A 19,637-nucleotide genomic window follows, 5' to 3' on the forward strand; every position below is an offset into this window, starting at 1 on the left:
GATAACCGAGATTTCCAGAAATTGGCGATCGGCAACCGCAAAAACTCCTAACCTTACTCAAGCTGAAGCTGCCCTCTATACGTAAATTTGGTGAACTCTATGACCGCTGCTATCAGATCCCCGGATTCTCCTCGCCGCTCCCGATCGACCGGCAAGGCCACCACAGACGCTACCAAAAGCAAAGTTACTTCTATTGCCCGAGCTAGACGGGCAAAAACTGGGCCTGAGTTGCCTAACTACTCCCCAGCCGACGAACAGGCTAAACCTCGCCCGCAAGCATCGGTGCTGAAAGTAATGCCCGATCGCCAGTCGCATCCGATGTGGCTGCAATCGCTCCTGCGGGTGGAGCGCGCCTCCTCAGCCGCATTGGTGCTGCTGTTGGGCGGTGCTCTGACTCTCTACGGTTTGACTGTTTACGGCGAGCAACGCTGGAGTCAAGAGTATCAAAAGCTGGAAACTCTGCGCCGGGGCGAACAGCAGTTGAGTGCTGCTAGCGAAGTCTTGAAACATCAACTTGCTAAAGAAGCTGAAAATCCAGAAACTGGTTTGGCTGCACAGAAGCCTGGGGACACGATTTTCTTGCGCCCGGCCCCGGAAAACAGATCGCCTGGTGCGCCGACACCAAATTCCGAAGAACCTGCTCTCCAGAAGCGATCGGGCGGGGAAACGCCGCTGGGCTATTGAGGCTATATCAGTCGATGGATTTTAGATTTTAGATTTTAGATTTGCTCTGAAGATGAATCTGGAGGCTTGAATCTTGAGTCTAAAATTTGGGGATATGCACAAAGATTGTCTGTCTGTCGGGGCTACGGTACCCGTTTTTGGGCAATGTCAACGCGGAGAGGGCCCGAGGGGGAAATGTCCGAGGGCTTGCTTCCGGTTTGATTTTTGTGTAAGTGCCGATCGATTTTGGCCCTACTTACCCTCGGTTAAAATTTTATTTTAAAATAATTAACAAACAGAAGTTCAAAAAAATAATGCTACAGTAAGCAGTTGACAGTTGACAGTTGACAGTTGACAGTTTAAGAGCGACATCTACCTAAAAGTCCGAGAATTGGAGTAATCAATAGTCTGATTTTAATTTCTCCCGATCGGGCTTGGGGCTTTGAACCAATTCTTTCGGGTAAGAATAAATCCAAATCCAATATTTATCAAATATTGCCAATTCTTAAATTATTAAATTATTAAATTATTAAATCTAAAATCTAAAATCTAAAATGGTAGAACTTGTCGGTAAATTTGGAATGCTATGAGCTACGATCCCCGTTTTGACCGCTACAGATCGCCGAATTTTAAACGTCCAAAAGCGTCGAGCGATCGCACTTGGTGGGGCAAAGGGGCCAAACCCAGATTTGCGGCTACCGCTAGCAGCCCGCCCCGGCCACCCCTGGAGCGTTTAAAACGCCACAAGTTCCGCTTGTGGGTTGTGTGGGTGGTGTTGATGCTCGGGGGGCTGGCGCTGGCTGTAAATTTGTTTTATTTGCAGGTGACGCGAGCTCCGGCGCTGCGTAAACGGGCTCTTCAGCAGCAAACTCTCAAAACGAAGCCGTTTGTGCCGAGACGCCCGATCGTCGATCGCACGGGGAATGTGTTGGCGATCGACAGACAGGTGTACACTCTCTACGCTCACCCGAAGTTGTTCAAGCACTCGAAGGCGGAGATTGCTGCTAAATTGGCTCCGATGTTGCCGATCGAGGTAGCCCCTGGCAATACGGCGGAAACTGAACTGCTGCGAAGGTTTAATCTGGGAGAAAGCGGTATTACGATCGCTAGTTCTTTGGCTCAAGAAATTGCCGATCGCGTGGGGCAGATGCAAATTAAAGATAGTCCTGTGGATGGGCTGGAGTTGGTGCGGCAGCAGCAGCGTTTTTACCCGCAGCAGGAGTTGGCGGCGGATGTTCTGGGTTATGTGGATGGGGAACGGAAGGGACAGGCGGGGGTGGAATACAGCCAGCAGAATTTGCTGGAACGATCGATGCCGTCGATTCAATTTAGTAAGTCGATCGACGGGCGTTGGCTTCCCGATCGACTGACGGCGGGTTTTGTGCAGCTTGATGACTTGAAATTGCAATTGACGATCGACAGTCGCTTGCAGCGGGCGGCCCGGATTGCTCTGAAGGAGAAAATGCTCAAACATGAGGCGAAGCGGGGTACGGTGATTGTGATGGATGCCCGTAACGGGGAGTTGCTGTCGGTGGTGGCTGAACCTTCTTACGATCCGAATCAATATTTTAATTTCGATTTGTCGCGGTATAAAAATTGGGCTGTAACTGATGTTTATGAGCCTGGTTCGACTTTTAAACCGATTAATGTGGCGATCGCCCTGGAAGCGGGTGCGGTCAAACCTAACACTGTGTTTAACGACGAAGGTCGGATTTATATGGATATCTGGACTATCCAAAATTCCGATTACAAACAAGCAGGCGCCCGGGGCCCTTCGACTGTTACGCAGATTTTGAAACATTCTAGTAATGTGGGGATGGTTCACATAATGAACACGATGAAAGCTTCTCTTTACTATCAAGCTTTAGAAAAATTGGGACTGGGACAAACTGCGGGTACAGATTTGCCTTTTGAAGTAACGAGTCAGCTTAAAAATCGAGAGCAATTTATTAATTCTCCGGTGGAAGTTGCTACTACTGCTTTTGGTCAGGGTTTTTCGATTACTCCGATGCAGTTGGTGCAGCTTAATGGGGCTTTGGCTAACGGTGGCAAGTTGGTAACTCCTCATGTTGTGCGGGGACTTTTCGATCGCGAAGGTCAACCTTTTTGGAAGTTGCCGAGGGCTGTTCCGAAGCAGGTTTTTTCGCCACAAACTACCAAGAAGGTTTTGGAAATGATGGAAACTGTGGTGGATGGTGGTACGGGGAAAGCTGCACAAATTCCTGGGTATCGGATTGCTGGGAAAACGGGAACGGCTCAAAAAGCTAGTGCTGGTAGGGGTTATTCTGATAAGGCGATTATTACTAGCTTTGTGGGGATCGTGCCTGTGGAGGCTCCTCGGTATGTGGTGCTGGCGGTGATTGATGAGCCGAAGGGTGGTGGTAGCGGGGGAGTTGTGGCGGCGCCGATTGTGGAGTCGGTGATGGAGGCGCTGATTAATATTGAGAAGATTGCGCCGAGTAAGAAGTAGGAAGGGCGGTTCAATGGAGATGATTCGGGTGGGATGGGTTCACCCGTATAAGTGTCAACTTAACGCTAAAGTCCTTTGTATCTCTCGTTCACATTCGAGGCCCGATCCCCGTCGCATCCCCCGATCAAAGACCCACTTTGAGTGCTTCTTGTCCCCCCCTTATTAAGGGGGGCTAGGGGGGATCTTGCCTTAATCAGTAGACAGAAGATCTGGACTACGTTTGATGTTAATTTGATGTTAAGTTGACACTGCCTTGAAGGCTGGCAATTGGTGTCAACAATAGCCTAAAACACCTTTATAGATATCGTTTGCTGCTGAGACTCGATCCCCCCTAACCCCCCTTAATAAGGGGGGGATAAGAGTGTTTCCGCTTCCCCCCAACTATCATTGTGGCGCCGGGGGATCTGGCCCGAAGTATCAGCAGCGATTAAATTCAATAAGTTCTGACAAACTCCCTGAAAACTCTGGAACACCTCAACATTTGTAAATCTGACAACTGTTAGTCCATACCCCTCTAAAATCGCTGTTCTTTCTGCATCATGTTGTTTCCCCTGTTCCGTAAAATGACTTTCCCCATCAACCTCAATTACCAACATGAAAGCAGCACAATAAAAATCTACAATGAAATTGTCGATCGGTCGCTGTCTCAAAACTCGAACAGGGAAATTTCTCAGAAAATTCTGCCAAAGTTTTTTTTCGGCTGGAGTTGGATTTTTTCGTAGTTGCTGGGCGATCGGGATAAGTTTTCGGTTGTAAGGTAGATGGAAGTTGGAGTCGTGTAATAATTTAGGCATTATCCCCCTCATCTTGGCTAGATATCCATGGCATCCCCACGATATTCGGGGGACTTGATTTTAGTTTATACTGTAGGTAAAAATGCAATTGTTTGAAGATGGAAAAGTTTATTGCGATTTCAAAAGTGTCAAGTTAAGGTCAAATATACTGCGGATCTGTTGTCTGACGATTAGGCCAGATCCCCCCTAGCCCCCCTTAATAAGGGGGGGACAAGAGTACATACAAGGGTGAGGCTTGGGTGCGAGATCAATAACAAAATCTATTTTTGTTATTGTCTGGATTGGGTTTGCTTTGTCTTTCAGAGGTGCGTGTATGTCCTATAAGTGTGGAAATAATCACGCACCGATCGCCTTTTGGAAGATTTGGATGAGATAGTGTGAGGTTTCCTTTTGCTTGTAGACTTGTGAGGCCACATTCGTCAGTTTTGTTATACACTGGGCAACCTTGGTAATTGAACATGGCTCGCCAGACTGTTCCATCTTGTGTTACTTTATTTGTGTTCTCATTGACCTTTCGCAAAGTTGTGTCATTTTCATTTATCCTAATTTGATATTCTAAGCTTTTCCATTGACTGGCTGGTACTTTGGCTGGGAAAATTTCGGATTTGTGGATGGCTACTTCGACATTTTCTCCGACTTGTTTGAAGCTGGCTTGCCATGAGGTTTTGTCGCGTTTGGCGTTGCTTTGGGCCAGTTCCATTGCCCAAGAAGCCCGATCGACTGATACCTTCAAACGGTGGTTGTTGATGAACATGAGCCAAGAGGGGCTGGCGATCGCACAAAATATTCCCAGTATTGCGATAATTATCAATGTCTCAAGCATTGTAAAACCGGCGTTAGATGCTGTGGCTCTGCGTTTGGGGGTTTTATTTATTGACACGTAAGTACACTCAGTGATTTTTTGTTTAAAAAAAATAGCTGGAAGGCTCTATTTTTGTTGGGAGTATTTTAACTTTGAGTGTGGTTACTGTATAGGTCGCTTAAATAAAATTTACATAAAAAATTAGGATCTGGTAGGGGCGGTGTGGAGAGAATCGATCGCCCTTTGGGACAAATTGCGCGTATTGATGCGATCGCCCGCTGTGGATGAGAGCGTGCGGGGCGGCTAAATTTGCGATCGTACTAATGCTCGAAAGGCTTTCATGGCGACGTTTCTGCCGGCTGTTTTGCTTTGTTCGATATACTGGGGGATCAGATGGGCGATCGGGAAGCTGGGAAATTGGAGACTGCGATCGGACTGTACGTATTTTCCATCTTGCAATACGCTCTGGACGCCCTACTTTTTCATTAAGTCGTTACTCTCAAAGAATTTCGATAATTCTCCGGCAGCCATTCTATTTGCTACTTCATTGGGATGTTGGTCAGTTTTGTGTACCCAAAGCTTGGAATCCTGTTGGCCAACGAATCCATTCAATAAATCGACAAACGGAATTTTTAAAGAGGCACAATAGTCTTCTATTACTTTGTGAATATGTCTGAATGGATAGCTATCATTTAGTTTAAAGAGTACAGGGTATACTGCAACTACAAGCTGGAAGTTCTGTTTTTCAGATAGCGTTTTTCCTTTCCTGAGCGCAGTTTTGACAGATTCCCAACCGGGGCTACCTTCTAAATAACCATCTTGGTAATGACGAATCATCTCATGATATAGAATAGGTTTTTCAATACTGCCGATTAAAGCGTTGATAAAAAACGAATTTTTTCTAACTTCAGCTAGTACCTTTGGTCTAGAGATAAAGTTAATTGTTCCTGTTCTGTCTGCATCATTCAAAAATACTACGATTACTACTACGTCTGGTTTGAATTTTATTACATATTCCTCAACCAACTTGATTTGTTCTTTGGTGGATGTTCCTGACACACCAAAATTTAGAACCTCGGTGTTGGGATGTTTGGATTGTATTGCGCGTTCAAAACTTACTGGTAAGGTATCGTTGTCTTTTACACCCATCCCAAGGGTAAAGGAATCACCGAGGAATGCTATCCTGGTTATACCGTTAGCTTTCTCAAAGGCTCGATCCAATCCCCGAAATCCTTTAGGATTTATGGTTCCTGACACTTCATTTTTTTCATTAAAATATCTTCGAGGATTGTCAGGGTAAGTATATAATAGCTTTCCATTCGGTTGATAAGCGTATACTTGTCCTTGAACGCGATCCTCTTTCCATATAACTATCCTAGAATCTCCTATATTTAAGAGTCTACAAACTCCTTCTGCTAAGAGAAAAGATAGTAGTACGCTAATCACTAACGTATAAAATTCGTCATTTTTGAGACGTTTCTTTGCGATCGCAATAACTAGCAATAAAAAAAATAAAAATACCGCTAAAGGAAGATCAATAATATAATTCGCAATTCTCATGTATTAGACATATCTTGATTAAGGATAAAATTTATTGAAAACTAGGGCGTGCACTCAGGCCCTTCACCAGTTCTCATTCCGCCTATGAGAGTTTCGACGATCGCACATTGCTTTGCACCGTTAGGTGAAGCAGAAACTGATACCACAAATCTTCCGGGAATTGCAGAATTTGCACTACTTGGGGGTAATTTTTTTACATTGCCCTGATAGTCAAAAATGATCGAGTTTAGAGGAAGATCAGTATCACCAGCAGTAGTTACATTCGTTGACAGTGCAATAGTACCGGGTTTAATTTCGCCTCCAGCATTTAACGTCTGGGTTTGACCGCCTGTGGGAAGTGGCGGGTTAAACGTAACTATTGGCGGATCATTGACAGGTGGGCCAGAAAATGTAATTGTGACTGGGCTCTTAGTTCGCTTTGCTTCGCTTTGTGCAAGTCGTAATGATTGAAAAACGCGATCGTTGACTGTGCGGACTCTTTGTCTGTTGATGAATCCCAACCAGCCCGGAGCTGCGATCGAAGCTAATACACCTAACAGTATCACTACGATTAGCAATTCTAAAAGCGTGTATCCGTTATCGCCCTTTCTGGATCTAGTTTTTTGGAAATTGGAAGTTGCTTTGGCGTCACAACTCTGCAAAAATTTTAATAATATTGCGGTTTTCATTTTACTCTCCTGTTTTATCTGCTAGTCGAGCGATTGGGAAATCTGTTTTAGACATTAGTTATTTTCCGATCGCAGCTATACCTTGTACTTGCACGCTTGTTGTGGGGAAAAATGCCGATTTGTTAGCATCATAATTAGCATTGTTGGGTTGAAGGCGGCGCTGGCTATTGCCTCTGATTGTAACTCTGGCTAAGTTCCTTGATGTATCCACACAAGCGTAGAAGCTATTTATTGTCTTGTCTGGGTCTGTTACTTTTAGAGTGTCTTCTGCCACTTTTTGCGCTGCTGCTAACCCTATTTGAGTTTCAGGATTGCCAAGAGCTTGTTGACACTCATCAAGAGCAATTGTCTTGGGGCTGTGGTCTATGTAATTAACGAGAACTTGAGAATTTTGAGCAGCATCAGGCAATCCCGCTACCTTTGTCACATCTTTTGTAGGATCGCTAAACTTAAAGTCTGTATTAAAAGCTGCATCTTGCTTTAAAGAAGGTCTTGCATCAATATCAGTATCTGTGTAGTAAGGAGGCATAGTCCCCGTAGCGTAAGGGTTTTTAAGTCCATCCCTAATTTCATAGCGGGCAATGCGTTTAGGACAATCGTTGCCTGAAGGCTGACACCAAATAGATTTAGGATCAGTTTCTTTGATCTGGTAGTAGGCAACTAACGATCGTACATAGGTATCGTTACAATCAATTGTTCCGCCAGATATGCCTGGAATCCTGCAATCATTTGGCTTTAATCCAGTGCTAAGAGGAACAGCATTTTTAACCTGCTGTCGCTTCCAGAATACAAGTATCGGGATTTTATTTGCATCGTTGGCAGGAAGTTGAGCTTTGATAGCGTTGATTCCTTTGCCATCATAAATATAAATAGCTTGACTCAAATCTTGGGCAATGAAATCAACTGCCGCCTGAATATCTTGCTCGGTGTTTGACTTGACTTGTTCCCTTCTGTCGGTATTCAGCATATCGACTACAAAGCTGAGCATCGGCGTAATGATTAAAAATGCCATAACTGTTCCGATCAGCAGTTCGATCAGAGTCATGCCCTTTTCTGTTTTAGTTTGCTGAAACCGTTTTCGCTGGTGCTGACTTTTTAGAAGCAACCTGAGTAAAATTTTCATTTTGACTTTTTCCTTTGTCAAATTGGGAAGGTATTTTAAATTTAATCGAAGTTCCTGCAAGTATTATTTACAGCCGGTTCGAGCACAAATGGATCGATAGGATGAAGCCCCGCCTTCTGGGGCAGGAGGAATTTCTGTACTCATTACTACCAAGGGTGCATTGGGATTGCCAAGTCCTGCTCCAACTATAGATTGACCTGTAGTTGTCAAAGTGCCACTAGCATCGGCTCTGTAAACCCGGACAGTCAAACCGTAGCCCGCCTCTTTCGCCTCTTGATTAGAAGTAGCACTTACAGATCGCCACGCACCCTGAACACGAAAATCTTTGCTGCCAGTACAACCTGCTTTTTCATCTAAGTCAACGCAGTACAAATTAGCTAAGTTTCCAGGAGCAGGAGCAACATTTGGAGCAGACGACGTATCTTTTACAGGAAACTTTTCTGTATCTGTCGGTTTAAGCGCCCCCGTCCTGAGAGCGTCGATGTATGTTCTCGCCGCCTGCGTGGCGAGTTCCATCCGCCGCGCTTGTACGCGAGTTGCTACTGAGAAAGCCATCACGGGGGCGATCGCTATCATTAGCACCGAAACGACAATCATCGCTACCAATGACTCGATAATCGTGTAGCCACCATCTCGTGACTGGGATAAATTTTGCTGTTGTTGTCGTTTCATAATTAGGAATCGAATAATTGAGTAGCAGAAACTTAGGCTGGAGGAGGGCATTGACTTGGTTTGAAAGGAGCATCCACAGCAAAAGTGCCAGGGTTAGCAGCAAGTTCAGCACACATCAAAGTTTGTATCCACTTGTCATCGCGACTAACTTCCCGGAAATACTCATCCGGCTCAATCTTTCTAGGAGGAGTAGTGAGCCTTTGGGTAAACAAGTCAGGTGGCTGAGATAGCAAACCGACATCGAAACCCCAATCCCGTTTTGGTGGGACGAAATACGCAAACCGACCTCCACCATCTGTTCTATATGTTGTTTGGGGAGCTGTGTAAGCAGGAATTGGTGAAGTTGCTGGTCGAGCGAACAAACTTTTCAGGGGAGGAATTCCAGTAACACTGAGCAGAATTGGCTGGTAAGGGCTTGTGCTATAAGCGCTTCGATTTAATTGGATGAAAGAACCCTTGATATCGGTTGAAACATCCGCATTGTTGACGTTCCAGCTTTCCAAAAAGCGGGGTAAATTTTGCAAGCCACCGTTGGTGTCACCGCTTGTCCTAGCAAGATCAAGAGCTCGGGAAGGAGTGTCCCCGGATCCTAGGAGCAGATGGAAACTTGTTGGTGTAGCTCTCGGTAGCCAGCCAGTTTCTTTCACTAACTTATTAAAGGTGAGATCTGTGGCCGGTGCCACCGTTTGGATTTGTAACATTGGCATTAGCAATGGCTGGAAGGTCTGAGTTGTTGATAAAACTGGCAGATCGGTTATATTATTCCAGTCTTTCAAATTTCTGTTGACCACAAACGGTAATGGGTCGTTGCCGTAACTGACAGCAGTACCACTTGCGGTTGCTGTAGTTGCGAACCATAGAGAATTAGGTTTTGGTGTTCCAGGATTAGCAGGATCGACAGTCCCCCCATTAATGCCGTAAGGCTGTGGAGTTGCCCCTCCATTGAGATTATTGGCAGAATCTCTGGGGAAAGCCAGACGGCGGGGGAATCGCTGCAATTCTGGAATCGGAGGATCGGCTGTTGTCCCGGCTTTATAGGTACTTAAGCGGGTAGTTGAATTGTATGTTGGTGTCGTTGCTATTACATCAGAAACTTTGCGCCCTGTCTGTGGATCGACGAACCAGTCGGCATCGGTACATTCAGAAACCGGCAATTTTATGCAAGTTTCCATCAAATATTCTGGGAATTCTCCGCGTCTTTGAACGGGCGTGACAAAGTTGTTGAAGTAAGAGCTATTCAGCTTGGGAGCTTTATAGTCATCATCTTTTAGCCCTGCTGGTGGAGTCACAGGCGGCAATGTACCATCAATTAAGAAGGCCCCGCTAGTGAGACCATTAGTAATAAAATTGTTGTGATAAAAACCTTGTTGTCTCCGAGGTAATACAGCAGCAGCGCCCGCATTATTTCTGAGGTCAAAATCCCCTTCGTTGCGGAAACCAAAGCGGTAGTCTTTTGATAGCAAAGTGATAGCATCTGCAAGTACCGTTGCGGGACGCCAATTATCACCAACGGTACAATCTTTAAGTCTGGGGTCGCCTGGGCGACAGGCAAAATTAGGATTGAGAGCGCCACGACCGCTGTAAAAGTTACTCCAAGTATTCTTGTCTAAAGGTGTGACAAACTCTTCTTGGCTGTGTTTGTTAAAATCTCCTTTGATATAAACAGGCAAATTAGATACCAAAGTCAGACCTTTTTCTCTAACCACGTCAGCCACGGTATATGGATTTGGTCTTACCGGGCCGGGTTTGCCACGGAATAGTGATTGACCGTTAATGACGACAATCCCGTTAGGCTTGCGTGTGGGATCGAGTAGAGAGTCTGTCGGACTGACTAATCTCGCTGTAGTTTCATCACTACTTCGAGCACTTCGATCGGGCAGCGCGTCATCCCGACTGGCATAAATAATCCCACTGTTTGGCAGTAAATACTCTTTTGCCGGGGCTGGCCCGTTAGACCCAGTAAACTCTTCCCCCCGCAGTTTCTCTATATCCAACTGAGTTGCTCGAACTTCTAAGGGTTGCCGTTCTTCCATGGGAAGGTTATAGAACCCTGTCAATATTGCAGCGGGAGCAGTAGCTGGAGTAGTCGTAGGCAAAGGACTGCTGAGGGTAAATTCTTCATTCACATTAGGAGTAGCAGTATTGTCAGCGTCTACCGCTTTTATTTCTCTGGCATTCAAAAAAGCTACTTCCTGAATAGCCCCAGGAGGAATTGCAGTGCTAGCGGTGGGATTCTGCAAAATATTTAAAGCGCAAGCAGTAGAGTCAATCGCTGCTAAGTCATCCAAATTCCGATCATTTGGATCTTTCAGCAGCGCCTCTCTCAAAGGCTTGTTGGCAAACCTACCGTCAGGGAAGACGTAGTTGGCTTGTGCCGTATAAATTGGGTCGCCACCACTCAATAAACCGTTAGTGGTTGTGAGAGGTCCCGCAAGCGGCGGTCGTCCAGGGAAACTGTAGACTATACCGTTGTGAGATCCTATGAATCTACCTGTTGTAGGAAAGTTTGGTCCTGTTGCTGGAAGTGGTGTTACGGTATCTCCACTGACATCAAGTAGTCCACTTATATTTCTCGCTGTTGCTGCGGTACTGGGATCGTAGTAGCTGCTGACGCAGGCAAATGGGATTTGTTTAGGCTTTTGACCTTCCTTGTACCCGTCATTTGCATAGTGATAAACTGCCGATGCACGCATCCGCAAATCGCCTTTGGCAAACTTTGGTGTCTTGGGGTCAATGGTTGACGAAGTTACTACTGGTAGCCCCGTACCGATGGCGTCCGATCCTGGAAAAAGAATCCAATTATTTGCAGTAGCAACGTTGTCATATACTTTGGATCCAGGCCCCAGTGGCGACATAGGCATGGAGTCCGGCCAGACCACGGGGTATCGCTCCTCAACACCAGTAGTTGTTGGGTCATCGTAAGTATTGTTAGTAGTCGGGGGATCGTTGACAAATTTCTGTCCTGTTCTTCCAGTAATCGCAAGAGGAGTTCCAGGAGCATCTCGATGATCTATCCATTTAGGAGGAGGCAGAAAAGAAGTTGCACGATCGTAAACTCCTGCACTCGTAATAATCCGCAGACCACCTATACCGTCAAGAGGAGTTTTAGGTATTTGGGCTGACGATCTTTCCCAAAAACCATCGCGGTCAGTCGCCCCCACGTCTGCAAGCTTAATCACCTGGGACTCTCGTTTGCGATCCGGTATGCTGGGTTGCCACGTTCCGAATGTTAGTGATGCGGTTTCAAATTGTTTTTTAGTGCTGTTCCAAATTTTGGAAGGCAAGTTATTACCCACCACTACTCGATCGCCGATAAATGTTTCTTCTTCAAGCGGAGGTTCAGGTTGATTTGCTTTTAGTTCGGCGGGTAGGAGAGTTAATGCTGTTGATGGATCTACCCATAAAGGTTTGGGTCGTAGACCCTCTGACCCTGCATCAACCAAATTTCCAGTAGTCACGCCTCCTGTTCCGTTCACGCCAAAGGCAGTTTCACCAAAGGGAACTTTCCGAGTCCTGTTCTTAAAATACTCTTCCAGCGCTTGTGGTCGTTTTTGTCCTGCTCCTGTGGGTTTTGTGGCGTCTTGGACTGAAATTGGATCCGTAAGGGGATCGGTGTCTGATGTCGCCCCCGCTGGTCTGATCCGTTCACTTACTAATGCCGCGATGCGATCAGCATAAGCTCTGTTATTGTACATCACATCTAAAGCGTTATTGCTTGTAGATTGGTTCTTATCGTCAATGGTTAAGTTTACTTTTGGATAATCTGGGTTATCACCTTTTTTGAACAGGTGTACTTGCACAGGTACTTTGTTATTGTTATTACCCGACCACCCGTTGACAACATTGCCACCAACAATAATCTTGCTGTTTTCTTGTTCGTAAAAACAGGAATCTTTGCTGCTAACTTGATATAGATTTAAGGTTTCTCCGCTCCTCGTAGTCGTCACGATCAGATTACTATTTGTGATCATCCGCCCGTTCAGCCTTAACGTGGGGCCGGGAGATATTTCCAAATCATCTTCGTACACAACCGCGTTATTACTGAGGGGAATGCGACTTTGATCTTGCTGGTATTCTAGAGCGGAGATACTTGGAGTGCCTTTAAATCCAGGCATCGGTACATTGACTGTGTAAACAAAGAAACTTTTTTTGAGTTTGCCATCTATTTTGTACCAACCGGAGTCTCCCACTAAACTAGCGCTAGTACCGCCCGCCTCGCACCCTGGTTTAAGGGAACCTCCAGACATTGGAGGTGTTCTTGCTTCTAGCGGCTTTCTTACTCTTTTAAAATCCAGACCCACACGTGGTGGAGAGCGAAAGAAGATGCCGTAGATTGTATAAGTATCAGGTATAGTATCGTTGTCTGTATCAACAGCATATCTCCAAGCAGTGTTTATTGATTCGTTTGTCTCAACGCTGAGAGGATCCGTAAGGGGAAGATCGGTTCCTATGCCACCGATACCGTCTAGATCGAATTTAACTTTAAGGCGGTTTTCATCTCCGAAAGTATAAATATTGGTAGCACCAGCATTATCGGACATCATCCGGTATAGTTCTGCATCGGATGGAGTCGCAGTCGGCCTTTGCGGGTCTTCCCGCAGCATATATTCAATTTTTGCTTTCGCCCGATCGAGCGCGGGGGTTGCGGCCGCCAGCACCTGCTGGTTCACCCGCACGTTGCGAGCCAAATTAGCCCGATCGAACGATCGCAGGACGATCGCCACAGTCAACAAAATTACTACCAGCAACACCATCGTCACCGTCGGCAGCACAAACCCCGCCACCGGCAACTTTGCCCTGCGGCCCATAGCCATGAGGGCTTGCAGCATTGCTCTCATCAGCCGCTTGGCCCCGGATCTGGTAACACCAGCAATCCGCCGCAGCAGCGATACGATAACTTTGGATAATTTGCTCTTAAACATTGACGCCTTCCTGAATAATTTCAGAGATGGTATTGCAGGTAGTTACTGCTGGACAGTACGATCCCATTCTTATAGTTCCCAATTTCCACAACATCCATATCAGCCCTTGCAAAAATTCACAAAATGTGTAATTTCAATGAAAAATAAAATCGACAAACCCGCCATGAGGTTTGCTGCCGATATATTTTCCCCGAAAGATTTGCCCCGCAAGGATTTGGGTTGGGAAACTCCACTCTAGTCTAGTTCGATCGAGATGTCAGTGCCCAGCGGCCTGGTCAGATAGAGCAGACAGCAAATACAGGACACCGCACCGTGCCCATAGGTGTCAACTTAAGCCTGAAAGCCTGGGTATCTCTTGCTTTTAGCTAAGTCTAGATCCCCCTAAATCCCCCTTAAGAAGGGGGACTTTGAAAAGACTCCTGTTCCCCCCTTCTTAAGGGGGGCTAGGGGGGATCTAGACTTAATAGTCAAACAACAGTCTCTGACTGGGCTTGACCTTAAGTTGACACCTATGGGTAATGCCCTTTCCGTACCCAAAACGGCTATAAAAGTGCGATCGAATTTTGCTTGTTGTGCGATCGTCACCCGTAGGGAAACGGCAGTCCCGTTTCTTCCTCTAACCCCATCGGGCGCGATCGCACTAACGCTGTACGGTACATAAATGTGCGATCGTCCGCAGGCAACGCCCCGTGTCCTCCCACCCCAGGGCGCGATCGAATGTCCGCGATGTCCAAAAGTACGCGCGGCAAGGCGATCGCGAACAGGAATCGCCCGCCAACAGTTATCAAAGGGCGATCGTACTCATCAAAGGGAGGTAGGATTCGGTATTTGGAGTTATACCAATTTCATATAAGCTTAAACTAGAGTTGAAGTTTTCGCAGATTGCCACTAAAATTGAACCACCAAAAACCCACATCAATTATAACAGTAACTAATTTTTAATATGGACTTTAAAATTAAACATGAAGAGGACTTAAAAAAAGTCCCAACAATCGAAGCAGCTCTTAAAAACTTTTCGGTCAGATGGCCGAACATTAAAAGTAATTGCGATTCCAGTCCTGTATTTATATTTTCTGCTGGTTGGAGGTCAGGGTCAACTCTTTTGCAAAGGTTAGTCATGTCATCGGGTTCTATCATCGTATGGGGTGAACCCTACGGTCGTGCAGGATTAATCGACCATTTATCTAGCCCGCTCAAATCAATTACCGATACCTATCCTGCTGCGGAATGGTTTATTGATGAAGTTTTAAGCGATAGTGCTCCACTGTCTAACTTAGCTGGCGAATGGATTGCCAACCTTTATCCAGACATAAATTACTTACTTGAATCTCATATTGCCTTCTTGGTAAATCATTTTGAAAAACCCGCAAAAGCGAGGGGAATTTTGCGATGGGGGCTAAAAGAAGTGAGGTTGACTATCGATCACGCTATTTACTTAAAATGGCTGTTTCCCAATGCCAAATTCCTATTTTTGTATAGAAATCCTTACAATGCCTATGCTTCTTTTCAGGGTTTTTACTGGTACAAAAAATGGCCAAACGAGCCTGTATACACACCAGAGCAGTTTGGATTGCACTGGAAAAATTTACTTCAAGGATACATTGCCGACAGTCATAAAGTAAATGGAATGCTAATAAAATATGAAGATTTATGCAATGAAAACTTTGATTTTACTGAGTTAGAAAATTATTTAGAACTCAAGCTAAATAAAACCACGATCGAAAAAGTCATATACAGTACAAAGCGTCAGGCACTGCCAGAAGAATTAAGATTATTAAATAGTGTGGTCAATCCTTTGGCTAGAGAGCTTGGTTATGAGCTCGTGGAGTAAAAAATCGCATAAAATGGTCATTCGCCCAATCAGAGATTAGCTCAATTGTGCGATCGTACAAGGTATGTAGTTGCGCTTTAGCGCTCTTTCCAGATATTCGCAAAGAGCGCTAAAGCGCAACAACGTACCAAGAAAAATATATAGTTGCGCTCTTTGCGTTCTTTACAGATTTTAGCAAAGAGCGCTAAAGCGCAACAACGTACCAAGAAACGTATGTAGTTGCGCTTCAGCGCTCTTTCCAGATTTTAGGAAAGAGCGCTGAAGCGCAACAACGTACCAAGAGCACGAATATCAAGCAGCAGCCGTAGCATTTGCTTGCAGAGGCTCAATTTCCTCCGGCGCAGCGTGACGGCGCGAGTCATTAAAACTGCCCGCAGCCAGCCAATTAGGATTTTGGGCAGCCTCGCAACCAATGACGTAAAGCGAAGATTCGTTAAATGCAGCCCAGAGAGCATCGCAAGCCTGTTTATCCATCAGTGAATCTGCGATCGGGCGATCGTGAATCACAGCAAACAAATCAAACTCGTTGCGTTTTGGATTCCACTGGTATTGCAAACTAGGATCGTAACCCATTTCGATTAATTGTGCGATCGCGCGATCGGGCGTATATCCATCCAAGTGCACCCGATTCAGATAGATAGACACTTGAACGTACTCATCTTTCGGAGGTAGCAGTCGGTAATTCAAGTTAGTCATCATTATTTGTCTCCGTGCAGTAGTAATAAGAGTGGCCTGCAATATCGGGGCGTTTTTCAGCCTTCATTTGTTGCTGAGCACATCGACGCTTAGCGTAAAGGTCTTTTTCAATTTCAGTCTCGCCCGGGGCATAAAAAGGACGGTGAGGAAGCAGTTCGGCTTCTAAATCTTCCCAAGATTTCTCAGGGTTGTCTGAATCTCTCAACATTTGTCTCCTCAGTTTTGGCGGCCGTGTTGACACGCTAGGGTTCAGACTCTGGCGAGGTTGCTTGTATCTCTAGCCACTGCTTCATCAGCAAACCAACGACTTCACTCATTGGTTTTTCTTGGGCCGTACAAGCTAGTTTGAATTGCAACTTTAGCTTTTTGTCTACATAAACGCTCAGCTCAGCCATGTCAGGTGGAATTTTTTTAGCCATATCTCTCAAACGCGCATATCTGCATTCTCGCATCTGGCGATCGAGAACGAGTCGCTACGTATTGCGCGTAATCGCGTTGAACGTAATAGTAGCACGATCGGCTAAAAAACCACAACCCCGCCGAGTTAATTGGACGATCGCGCGATCGCAACTCGGCTGTAAGCTATATTGATCGACAGTTCGACGCCCAAACCGACACCAACCAAGCGCCAGATATCATCACCAATCCATGAAACAACCCTCCAAACCCCCCGATTTCATCATCATCGGCGTCCAAAAAGGCGGCACAACATCCCTGTACAACTACCTGATCCAACATCCCCAAATCGCCCCCGCCGCCCAAAAAGAAATCCATTATTTCGACCTCAACTTCGACAAAAGCCCGGACTGGTATTATTCCCAATTTCCCCAGATACAAAGCGGCGAACAACTGCTAACCGGAGAAGCCAGCCCCTACTATATTTTTCATCCCCGAGTCGCCCAGCGCATCCACGATTTGTGTCCGAAAGTTAAAATCATCGCCCTGCTGAGAAACCCAGTAGAACGCGCAATTTCCCACTATCATTACTACATAAAAATTGGATACGAATCGCTATCTCTCGAAAGTGCGATCGCCCAGGAACCCGAAAGACTCAAAGGCGAAATCGAAAAAATCCTAGCGAGTCCAACCTACGAAAGTTACAACCACCGCCACTACACATATCTCAGTCGCGGTATATACGCCGACCAACTTCCAGCCTGGATGCAGCTATTTCCCAAATCACAACTTTTAATCCTCAAAAGCGAAGATTTGTATGTTAATCCTTGCGGCACCTACAACAGCGTGTTAAAGTTTCTAGGCTTGCCGCCGCACGAATTAGAAACCTACGAAAAGTACAATTCCAATCAATATCCGCCGGTCAGCGAGACAGTATACGAGCAATTAAGAGCATATTATCGATCGCCCAATCAGAGATTAGCTCAATTGTGCGATCGAGACTTCGGCTGGGACTAAAAGGTACGTAGTTGCGCTTGGGCGCTCTCTTTGGTACGTAGTTGCGCTTGGGCGCTCTCTTTGGTACGTAGTTGCGCTTCAGCGCTCTTTGAGAGATCTATCAAAATACGAGTAATTGAGGGAATACGATCGATCGCCCAATCAGAGATTAGCTCAATTGTGCGATCGAGACTTCGATTGGGACTAAATTGCACAGCCGTAAGGTACGTAGTTCCGGGAAAAGCGCTCTTTCTCATATATCTCAAAGAGCGCTGAAGCGCAACAACGTACCTGTTGCAAAAAGGCCTTGACATTACTACCACTCTGCGCTAGGTTAACGAATAGCATTGCATTTAATCAGTAATCGCATCGCTTCACCTATGTTCGCAACCAACAGCTATTTTTATTTTTGGTACGGTCAAGTTCGCCCGGAGTGAATTTACAGATTGCTGTGAACATCCGGGCGAACCGCAGACTAACACCTGCGGTTTTGTTTTTTCTACTTCTTGTCCCATCCACCAATCATCGCAAGCGAAAACAACAGCAATGACATTATTCAGTAACTGGTATTACGGCTTTTATTTTTGGCCCCGCAGGAGTTCTGGGTAAATTGTCGTGCTGTCTTTTCGCGCCAACCCGGAACTCCTTAAAGGTTCCGGGTTTTTTATTGTCAACCAATCACTCGATTTTTTAGGAGAATTCCATCATGTTAGAAGCCAAACTCGTCACTAAATCTCATCCCGAACACCAAACAATTGTCAAACTATCCGAAACAGTCTCAGTCGGCGGCACAGAATTATTAATTGTCGGCGGGCCCTGTACCGTGGAAAGTTCCGAACAAATGGAGACAGTTGCCAGCAAACTCTCAGTCGCACCGGTGCAGGCTTTGCGGGGGGGAGTCTACAAACCCCGCACTTCTCCCTATGCTTTCCAAGGAATGGGAATTGAGGGACTGGAAATTTTAGCCGATGTCAGCCGGCGTTACGGTTTACCCGTGGTGACAGAGGTAATGTCGATCGCCCAAATCGATCCGGTTGTCGCCTATGCTGATATGCTGCAAATAGGCAGTCGCAATATGCAAAATTTCGAGTTACTAAAGGCGATCGGTCAAGCCGGAAAACCAGTATTACTAAAACGCGGTTTGTCAGCCACGATTGAAGAATTTGTAATGGCCGCCGAATACATTCTCAGCCACGGAAATCCGAATGTAGTGATGTGCGAAAGAGGCATCCGCAGCTTCGACAATTACACGCGAAACGTGTTGGATTTAGGCACAGTTGTAGCGCTGAAACAGTTAACTCATCTGCCAGTAATTGTAGATCCTTCTCACGCCGCCGGCAAGCGGGAATTAGTCGCACCTCTTGCAAAAGCAGCGGTTGCTTGCGGTGCTGATGGGTTAATTGTTGAGTGTCACCCGCAACCAGAAAAATCTGTTTCTGACGCGCGGCAAGCTCTTTCTTTGCCTGATATGGTAGATTTAGTTGCAAGTTTGCGGCCCGTAGCTGCGGCCGTCGGGCGGTTCGTACCGGAGGCTAATTTACCTTCAAAAGTATTAAGTGTCAGGTGATATTCGTAGGGAAACGGCACTGCCCTTCTTCGTGTCAACTTAAACTCAAACGTAGTCAGAGACTGCTGTTTGACTATTAAATCTAGATCCCCCCTAGCTAAGAGGGCGGGCACGGGGGCACCGCCCCTACAGAAGGGGGGGACAAGAATCTTCTCAAAGTCCCCCTTCTTAAGGGGGATTTAGGGGGATCTGGACTGGGGTAAAAACGAGATTTATCATGGCTTTCAGGCGATTGTTGACACGACGAAAGGCAGTGCCGTTTCCTACCTTCTTCGTGTCAACTTAAACTCAAACGTAGTCAGAGACTGCTGTTTGACTATTAAATCTAGATCCCCCCCTAGCCCCCCTTAAGAAGGGGGGGACAAGAATCTTCTCAAAGTCCCCCTTCTTAAGGGGGATTTAGGGGGATCTGGACTGGGGTAAAAACGAGATTTATCATGGCTTTCAGGCGATTGTTGACACGACGAAAGGCAGTGC

At 46.0% G+C, this 19,637-nt stretch carries 19 protein-coding genes; 6 read left to right on the forward strand and 13 right to left on the reverse strand.

What is annotated here, in order from left to right:
• The first annotated feature begins 99 nt into the window (after positions 1 to 99).
• A complete protein-coding gene (locus QZ918_RS12755; RefSeq protein ID WP_293335443.1) occupies positions 100 to 684 on the forward strand; it encodes a hypothetical protein in 585 nt (194 codons plus the stop codon).
• A 565-nt stretch (positions 685 to 1,249) separates the two neighbouring features.
• Positions 1,250 to 3,133: a peptidoglycan D,D-transpeptidase FtsI family protein gene (locus tag QZ918_RS12760; RefSeq protein ID WP_293335446.1), complete on the forward strand. Its 1,884-nt coding sequence runs from the start codon at positions 1,250 to 1,252 to the stop codon at positions 3,131 to 3,133.
• Between the two features lie 341 nt (positions 3,134 to 3,474).
• On the opposite strand, the gene QZ918_RS12765 is transcribed toward QZ918_RS12760, so the two are convergent.
• From QZ918_RS12765 to QZ918_RS12805, 9 genes are all read right to left on the reverse strand, one after another.
• Positions 3,475 to 3,927, reverse strand: coding sequence for an endonuclease domain-containing protein (locus tag QZ918_RS12765; RefSeq protein ID WP_293335449.1), 453 nt, complete (start codon positions 3,925 to 3,927; stop codon positions 3,475 to 3,477).
• A gap of 247 nt (positions 3,928 to 4,174) precedes the next feature.
• Positions 4,175 to 4,750 carry a pilus assembly FimT family protein gene (locus QZ918_RS12770; RefSeq protein WP_293335452.1) on the reverse strand — a complete coding sequence of 192 codons (576 nt, stop codon included), beginning with the start codon at positions 4,748 to 4,750 and terminating at the stop codon, positions 4,175 to 4,177.
• A gap of 282 nt (positions 4,751 to 5,032) precedes the next feature.
• Complete coding sequence (locus tag QZ918_RS12775; RefSeq protein WP_293335455.1) at positions 5,033 to 5,188, reverse strand: hypothetical protein; 156 nt, start codon at positions 5,186 to 5,188, stop codon at positions 5,033 to 5,035.
• A 15-nt stretch (positions 5,189 to 5,203) separates the two neighbouring features.
• On the reverse strand, positions 5,204 to 6,289 hold the full coding sequence (locus QZ918_RS12780) for an SGNH/GDSL hydrolase family protein (protein WP_293335458.1): 1,086 nt from the start codon (positions 6,287 to 6,289) through the stop codon (positions 5,204 to 5,206).
• A 41-nt stretch (positions 6,290 to 6,330) separates the two neighbouring features.
• Positions 6,331 to 6,957, reverse strand: coding sequence for a pilus assembly FimT family protein (locus tag QZ918_RS12785; protein WP_293335461.1), 627 nt, complete (start codon positions 6,955 to 6,957; stop codon positions 6,331 to 6,333).
• Between the two features lie 58 nt (positions 6,958 to 7,015).
• Entirely contained in the window at positions 7,016 to 8,080 is a 1,065-nt protein-coding gene (hpsC, locus tag QZ918_RS12790) for a hormogonium polysaccharide secretion pseudopilin HpsC (RefSeq protein WP_293335464.1), read from the reverse strand.
• A 63-nt stretch (positions 8,081 to 8,143) separates the two neighbouring features.
• Positions 8,144 to 8,752 (reverse strand): hormogonium polysaccharide secretion pseudopilin HpsB, encoded by a 609-nt coding sequence (gene hpsB, locus QZ918_RS12795; RefSeq protein ID WP_293335467.1) that lies wholly within the window; start codon positions 8,750 to 8,752, stop codon positions 8,144 to 8,146.
• Positions 8,753 to 8,784: 32 nt separating this feature from the next.
• Entirely contained in the window at positions 8,785 to 13,674 is a 4,890-nt protein-coding gene (gene hpsA, locus QZ918_RS12800) for a hormogonium polysaccharide biosynthesis protein HpsA (RefSeq protein WP_293335470.1), read from the reverse strand.
• A gap of 581 nt (positions 13,675 to 14,255) precedes the next feature.
• A complete protein-coding gene (locus QZ918_RS12805) occupies positions 14,256 to 14,462 on the reverse strand; it encodes a hypothetical protein (protein WP_293335472.1) in 207 nt (68 codons plus the stop codon).
• Between the two features lie 155 nt (positions 14,463 to 14,617).
• On the opposite strand from QZ918_RS12805, the gene QZ918_RS12810 reads away from it, so the two are divergent.
• On the forward strand, positions 14,618 to 15,505 hold the full coding sequence (locus tag QZ918_RS12810; RefSeq protein WP_293335475.1) for a sulfotransferase: 888 nt from the start codon (positions 14,618 to 14,620) through the stop codon (positions 15,503 to 15,505).
• A gap of 291 nt (positions 15,506 to 15,796) precedes the next feature.
• On the opposite strand, the gene QZ918_RS12815 is transcribed toward QZ918_RS12810, so the two are convergent.
• From QZ918_RS12815 to QZ918_RS12825, 3 genes are read right to left on the reverse strand one after another with little or no spacing between them, the layout of a single operon-like run.
• The gene (locus QZ918_RS12815) at positions 15,797 to 16,204 is read right to left on the reverse strand and encodes a hypothetical protein (protein ID WP_293335478.1); all 408 of its coding nucleotides are present in this window, start codon (positions 16,202 to 16,204) and stop codon (positions 15,797 to 15,799) included.
• Positions 16,194 to 16,409: a hypothetical protein gene (locus tag QZ918_RS12820; RefSeq protein WP_106147397.1), complete on the reverse strand. Its 216-nt coding sequence runs from the start codon at positions 16,407 to 16,409 to the stop codon at positions 16,194 to 16,196. The genes QZ918_RS12815 and QZ918_RS12820 overlap by 11 nt, the downstream gene beginning before the upstream one ends.
• A gap of 34 nt (positions 16,410 to 16,443) precedes the next feature.
• Complete coding sequence (locus QZ918_RS12825) at positions 16,444 to 16,596, reverse strand: hypothetical protein (RefSeq protein ID WP_293203566.1); 153 nt, start codon at positions 16,594 to 16,596, stop codon at positions 16,444 to 16,446.
• Between QZ918_RS12825 and QZ918_RS12830 the strand changes: the two genes are divergently transcribed.
• Positions 16,595 to 16,792 carry a hypothetical protein gene (locus QZ918_RS12830; RefSeq protein WP_293335481.1) on the forward strand — a complete coding sequence of 66 codons (198 nt, stop codon included), beginning with the start codon at positions 16,595 to 16,597 and terminating at the stop codon, positions 16,790 to 16,792. The genes QZ918_RS12825 and QZ918_RS12830 overlap by 2 nt on opposite strands.
• 57 nt (positions 16,793 to 16,849) lie before the next feature.
• Complete coding sequence (locus QZ918_RS12835; RefSeq protein ID WP_293335484.1) at positions 16,850 to 17,614, forward strand: sulfotransferase domain-containing protein; 765 nt, start codon at positions 16,850 to 16,852, stop codon at positions 17,612 to 17,614.
• Here QZ918_RS12835 and QZ918_RS12840 read toward each other — a convergent pair.
• Positions 17,611 to 17,850, reverse strand: a complete 240-nt coding sequence (locus tag QZ918_RS12840) for a hypothetical protein (RefSeq protein ID WP_293335487.1) — start codon at positions 17,848 to 17,850, stop codon at positions 17,611 to 17,613. The two genes, QZ918_RS12835 and QZ918_RS12840, sit on opposite strands and share 4 nt — an antisense overlap.
• A gap of 449 nt (positions 17,851 to 18,299) precedes the next feature.
• On the opposite strand from QZ918_RS12840, the gene aroF reads away from it, so the two are divergent.
• Positions 18,300 to 19,160, forward strand: a complete 861-nt coding sequence (aroF, locus tag QZ918_RS12845) for a 3-deoxy-7-phosphoheptulonate synthase (RefSeq protein ID WP_293335490.1) — start codon at positions 18,300 to 18,302, stop codon at positions 19,158 to 19,160.
• The last annotated feature ends 477 nt before the right edge of the window (positions 19,161 to 19,637 follow it).

It is taken from the genome of Microcoleus sp. CAWBG58, assembly GCF_020883045.1.
GTDB lineage: Bacteria > Cyanobacteriota > Cyanobacteriia > Cyanobacteriales > Microcoleaceae > Microcoleus.

What these genes read in the sequence shown, in the direction of transcription:
- QZ918_RS12785 (WP_293335461.1), bottom strand. Translation starts at nt 6,957, where the DNA reads ATGAAAACCGCAATATTATTAAAATTTTTGCAGAGTTGTGACGCCAAA.
- QZ918_RS12810 (WP_293335475.1), top strand. Translation starts at nt 14,618, where the DNA reads ATGGACTTTAAAATTAAACATGAAGAGGACTTAAAAAAAGTCCCAACA.
- QZ918_RS12765 (WP_293335449.1), bottom strand. Translation starts at nt 3,927, where the DNA reads ATGCCTAAATTATTACACGACTCCAACTTCCATCTACCTTACAACCGA.
- QZ918_RS12780 (WP_293335458.1), bottom strand. Translation starts at nt 6,289, where the DNA reads ATGAGAATTGCGAATTATATTATTGATCTTCCTTTAGCGGTATTTTTA.
- QZ918_RS12770 (WP_293335452.1), bottom strand. Translation starts at nt 4,750, where the DNA reads ATGCTTGAGACATTGATAATTATCGCAATACTGGGAATATTTTGTGCG.
- QZ918_RS12815 (WP_293335478.1), bottom strand. Translation starts at nt 16,204, where the DNA reads ATGATGACTAACTTGAATTACCGACTGCTACCTCCGAAAGATGAGTAC.
- QZ918_RS12825 (WP_293203566.1), bottom strand. Translation starts at nt 16,596, where the DNA reads ATGGCTGAGCTGAGCGTTTATGTAGACAAAAAGCTAAAGTTGCAATTC.
- QZ918_RS12835 (WP_293335484.1), top strand. Translation starts at nt 16,850, where the DNA reads ATGAAACAACCCTCCAAACCCCCCGATTTCATCATCATCGGCGTCCAA.
- hpsC (WP_293335464.1), bottom strand. Translation starts at nt 8,080, where the DNA reads ATGAAAATTTTACTCAGGTTGCTTCTAAAAAGTCAGCACCAGCGAAAA.
- QZ918_RS12840 (WP_293335487.1), bottom strand. Translation starts at nt 17,850, where the DNA reads ATGAGAAAGAGCGCTTTTCCCGGAACTACGTACCTTACGGCTGTGCAA.
- QZ918_RS12755 (WP_293335443.1), top strand. Translation starts at nt 100, where the DNA reads ATGACCGCTGCTATCAGATCCCCGGATTCTCCTCGCCGCTCCCGATCG.
- aroF (WP_293335490.1), top strand. Translation starts at nt 18,300, where the DNA reads ATGTTAGAAGCCAAACTCGTCACTAAATCTCATCCCGAACACCAAACA.
- QZ918_RS12820 (WP_106147397.1), bottom strand. Translation starts at nt 16,409, where the DNA reads ATGTTGAGAGATTCAGACAACCCTGAGAAATCTTGGGAAGATTTAGAA.
- hpsA (WP_293335470.1), bottom strand. Translation starts at nt 13,674, where the DNA reads ATGTTTAAGAGCAAATTATCCAAAGTTATCGTATCGCTGCTGCGGCGG.
- QZ918_RS12830 (WP_293335481.1), top strand. Translation starts at nt 16,595, where the DNA reads ATGTCAGGTGGAATTTTTTTAGCCATATCTCTCAAACGCGCATATCTG.
- QZ918_RS12760 (WP_293335446.1), top strand. Translation starts at nt 1,250, where the DNA reads ATGAGCTACGATCCCCGTTTTGACCGCTACAGATCGCCGAATTTTAAA.
- hpsB (WP_293335467.1), bottom strand. Translation starts at nt 8,752, where the DNA reads ATGAAACGACAACAACAGCAAAATTTATCCCAGTCACGAGATGGTGGC.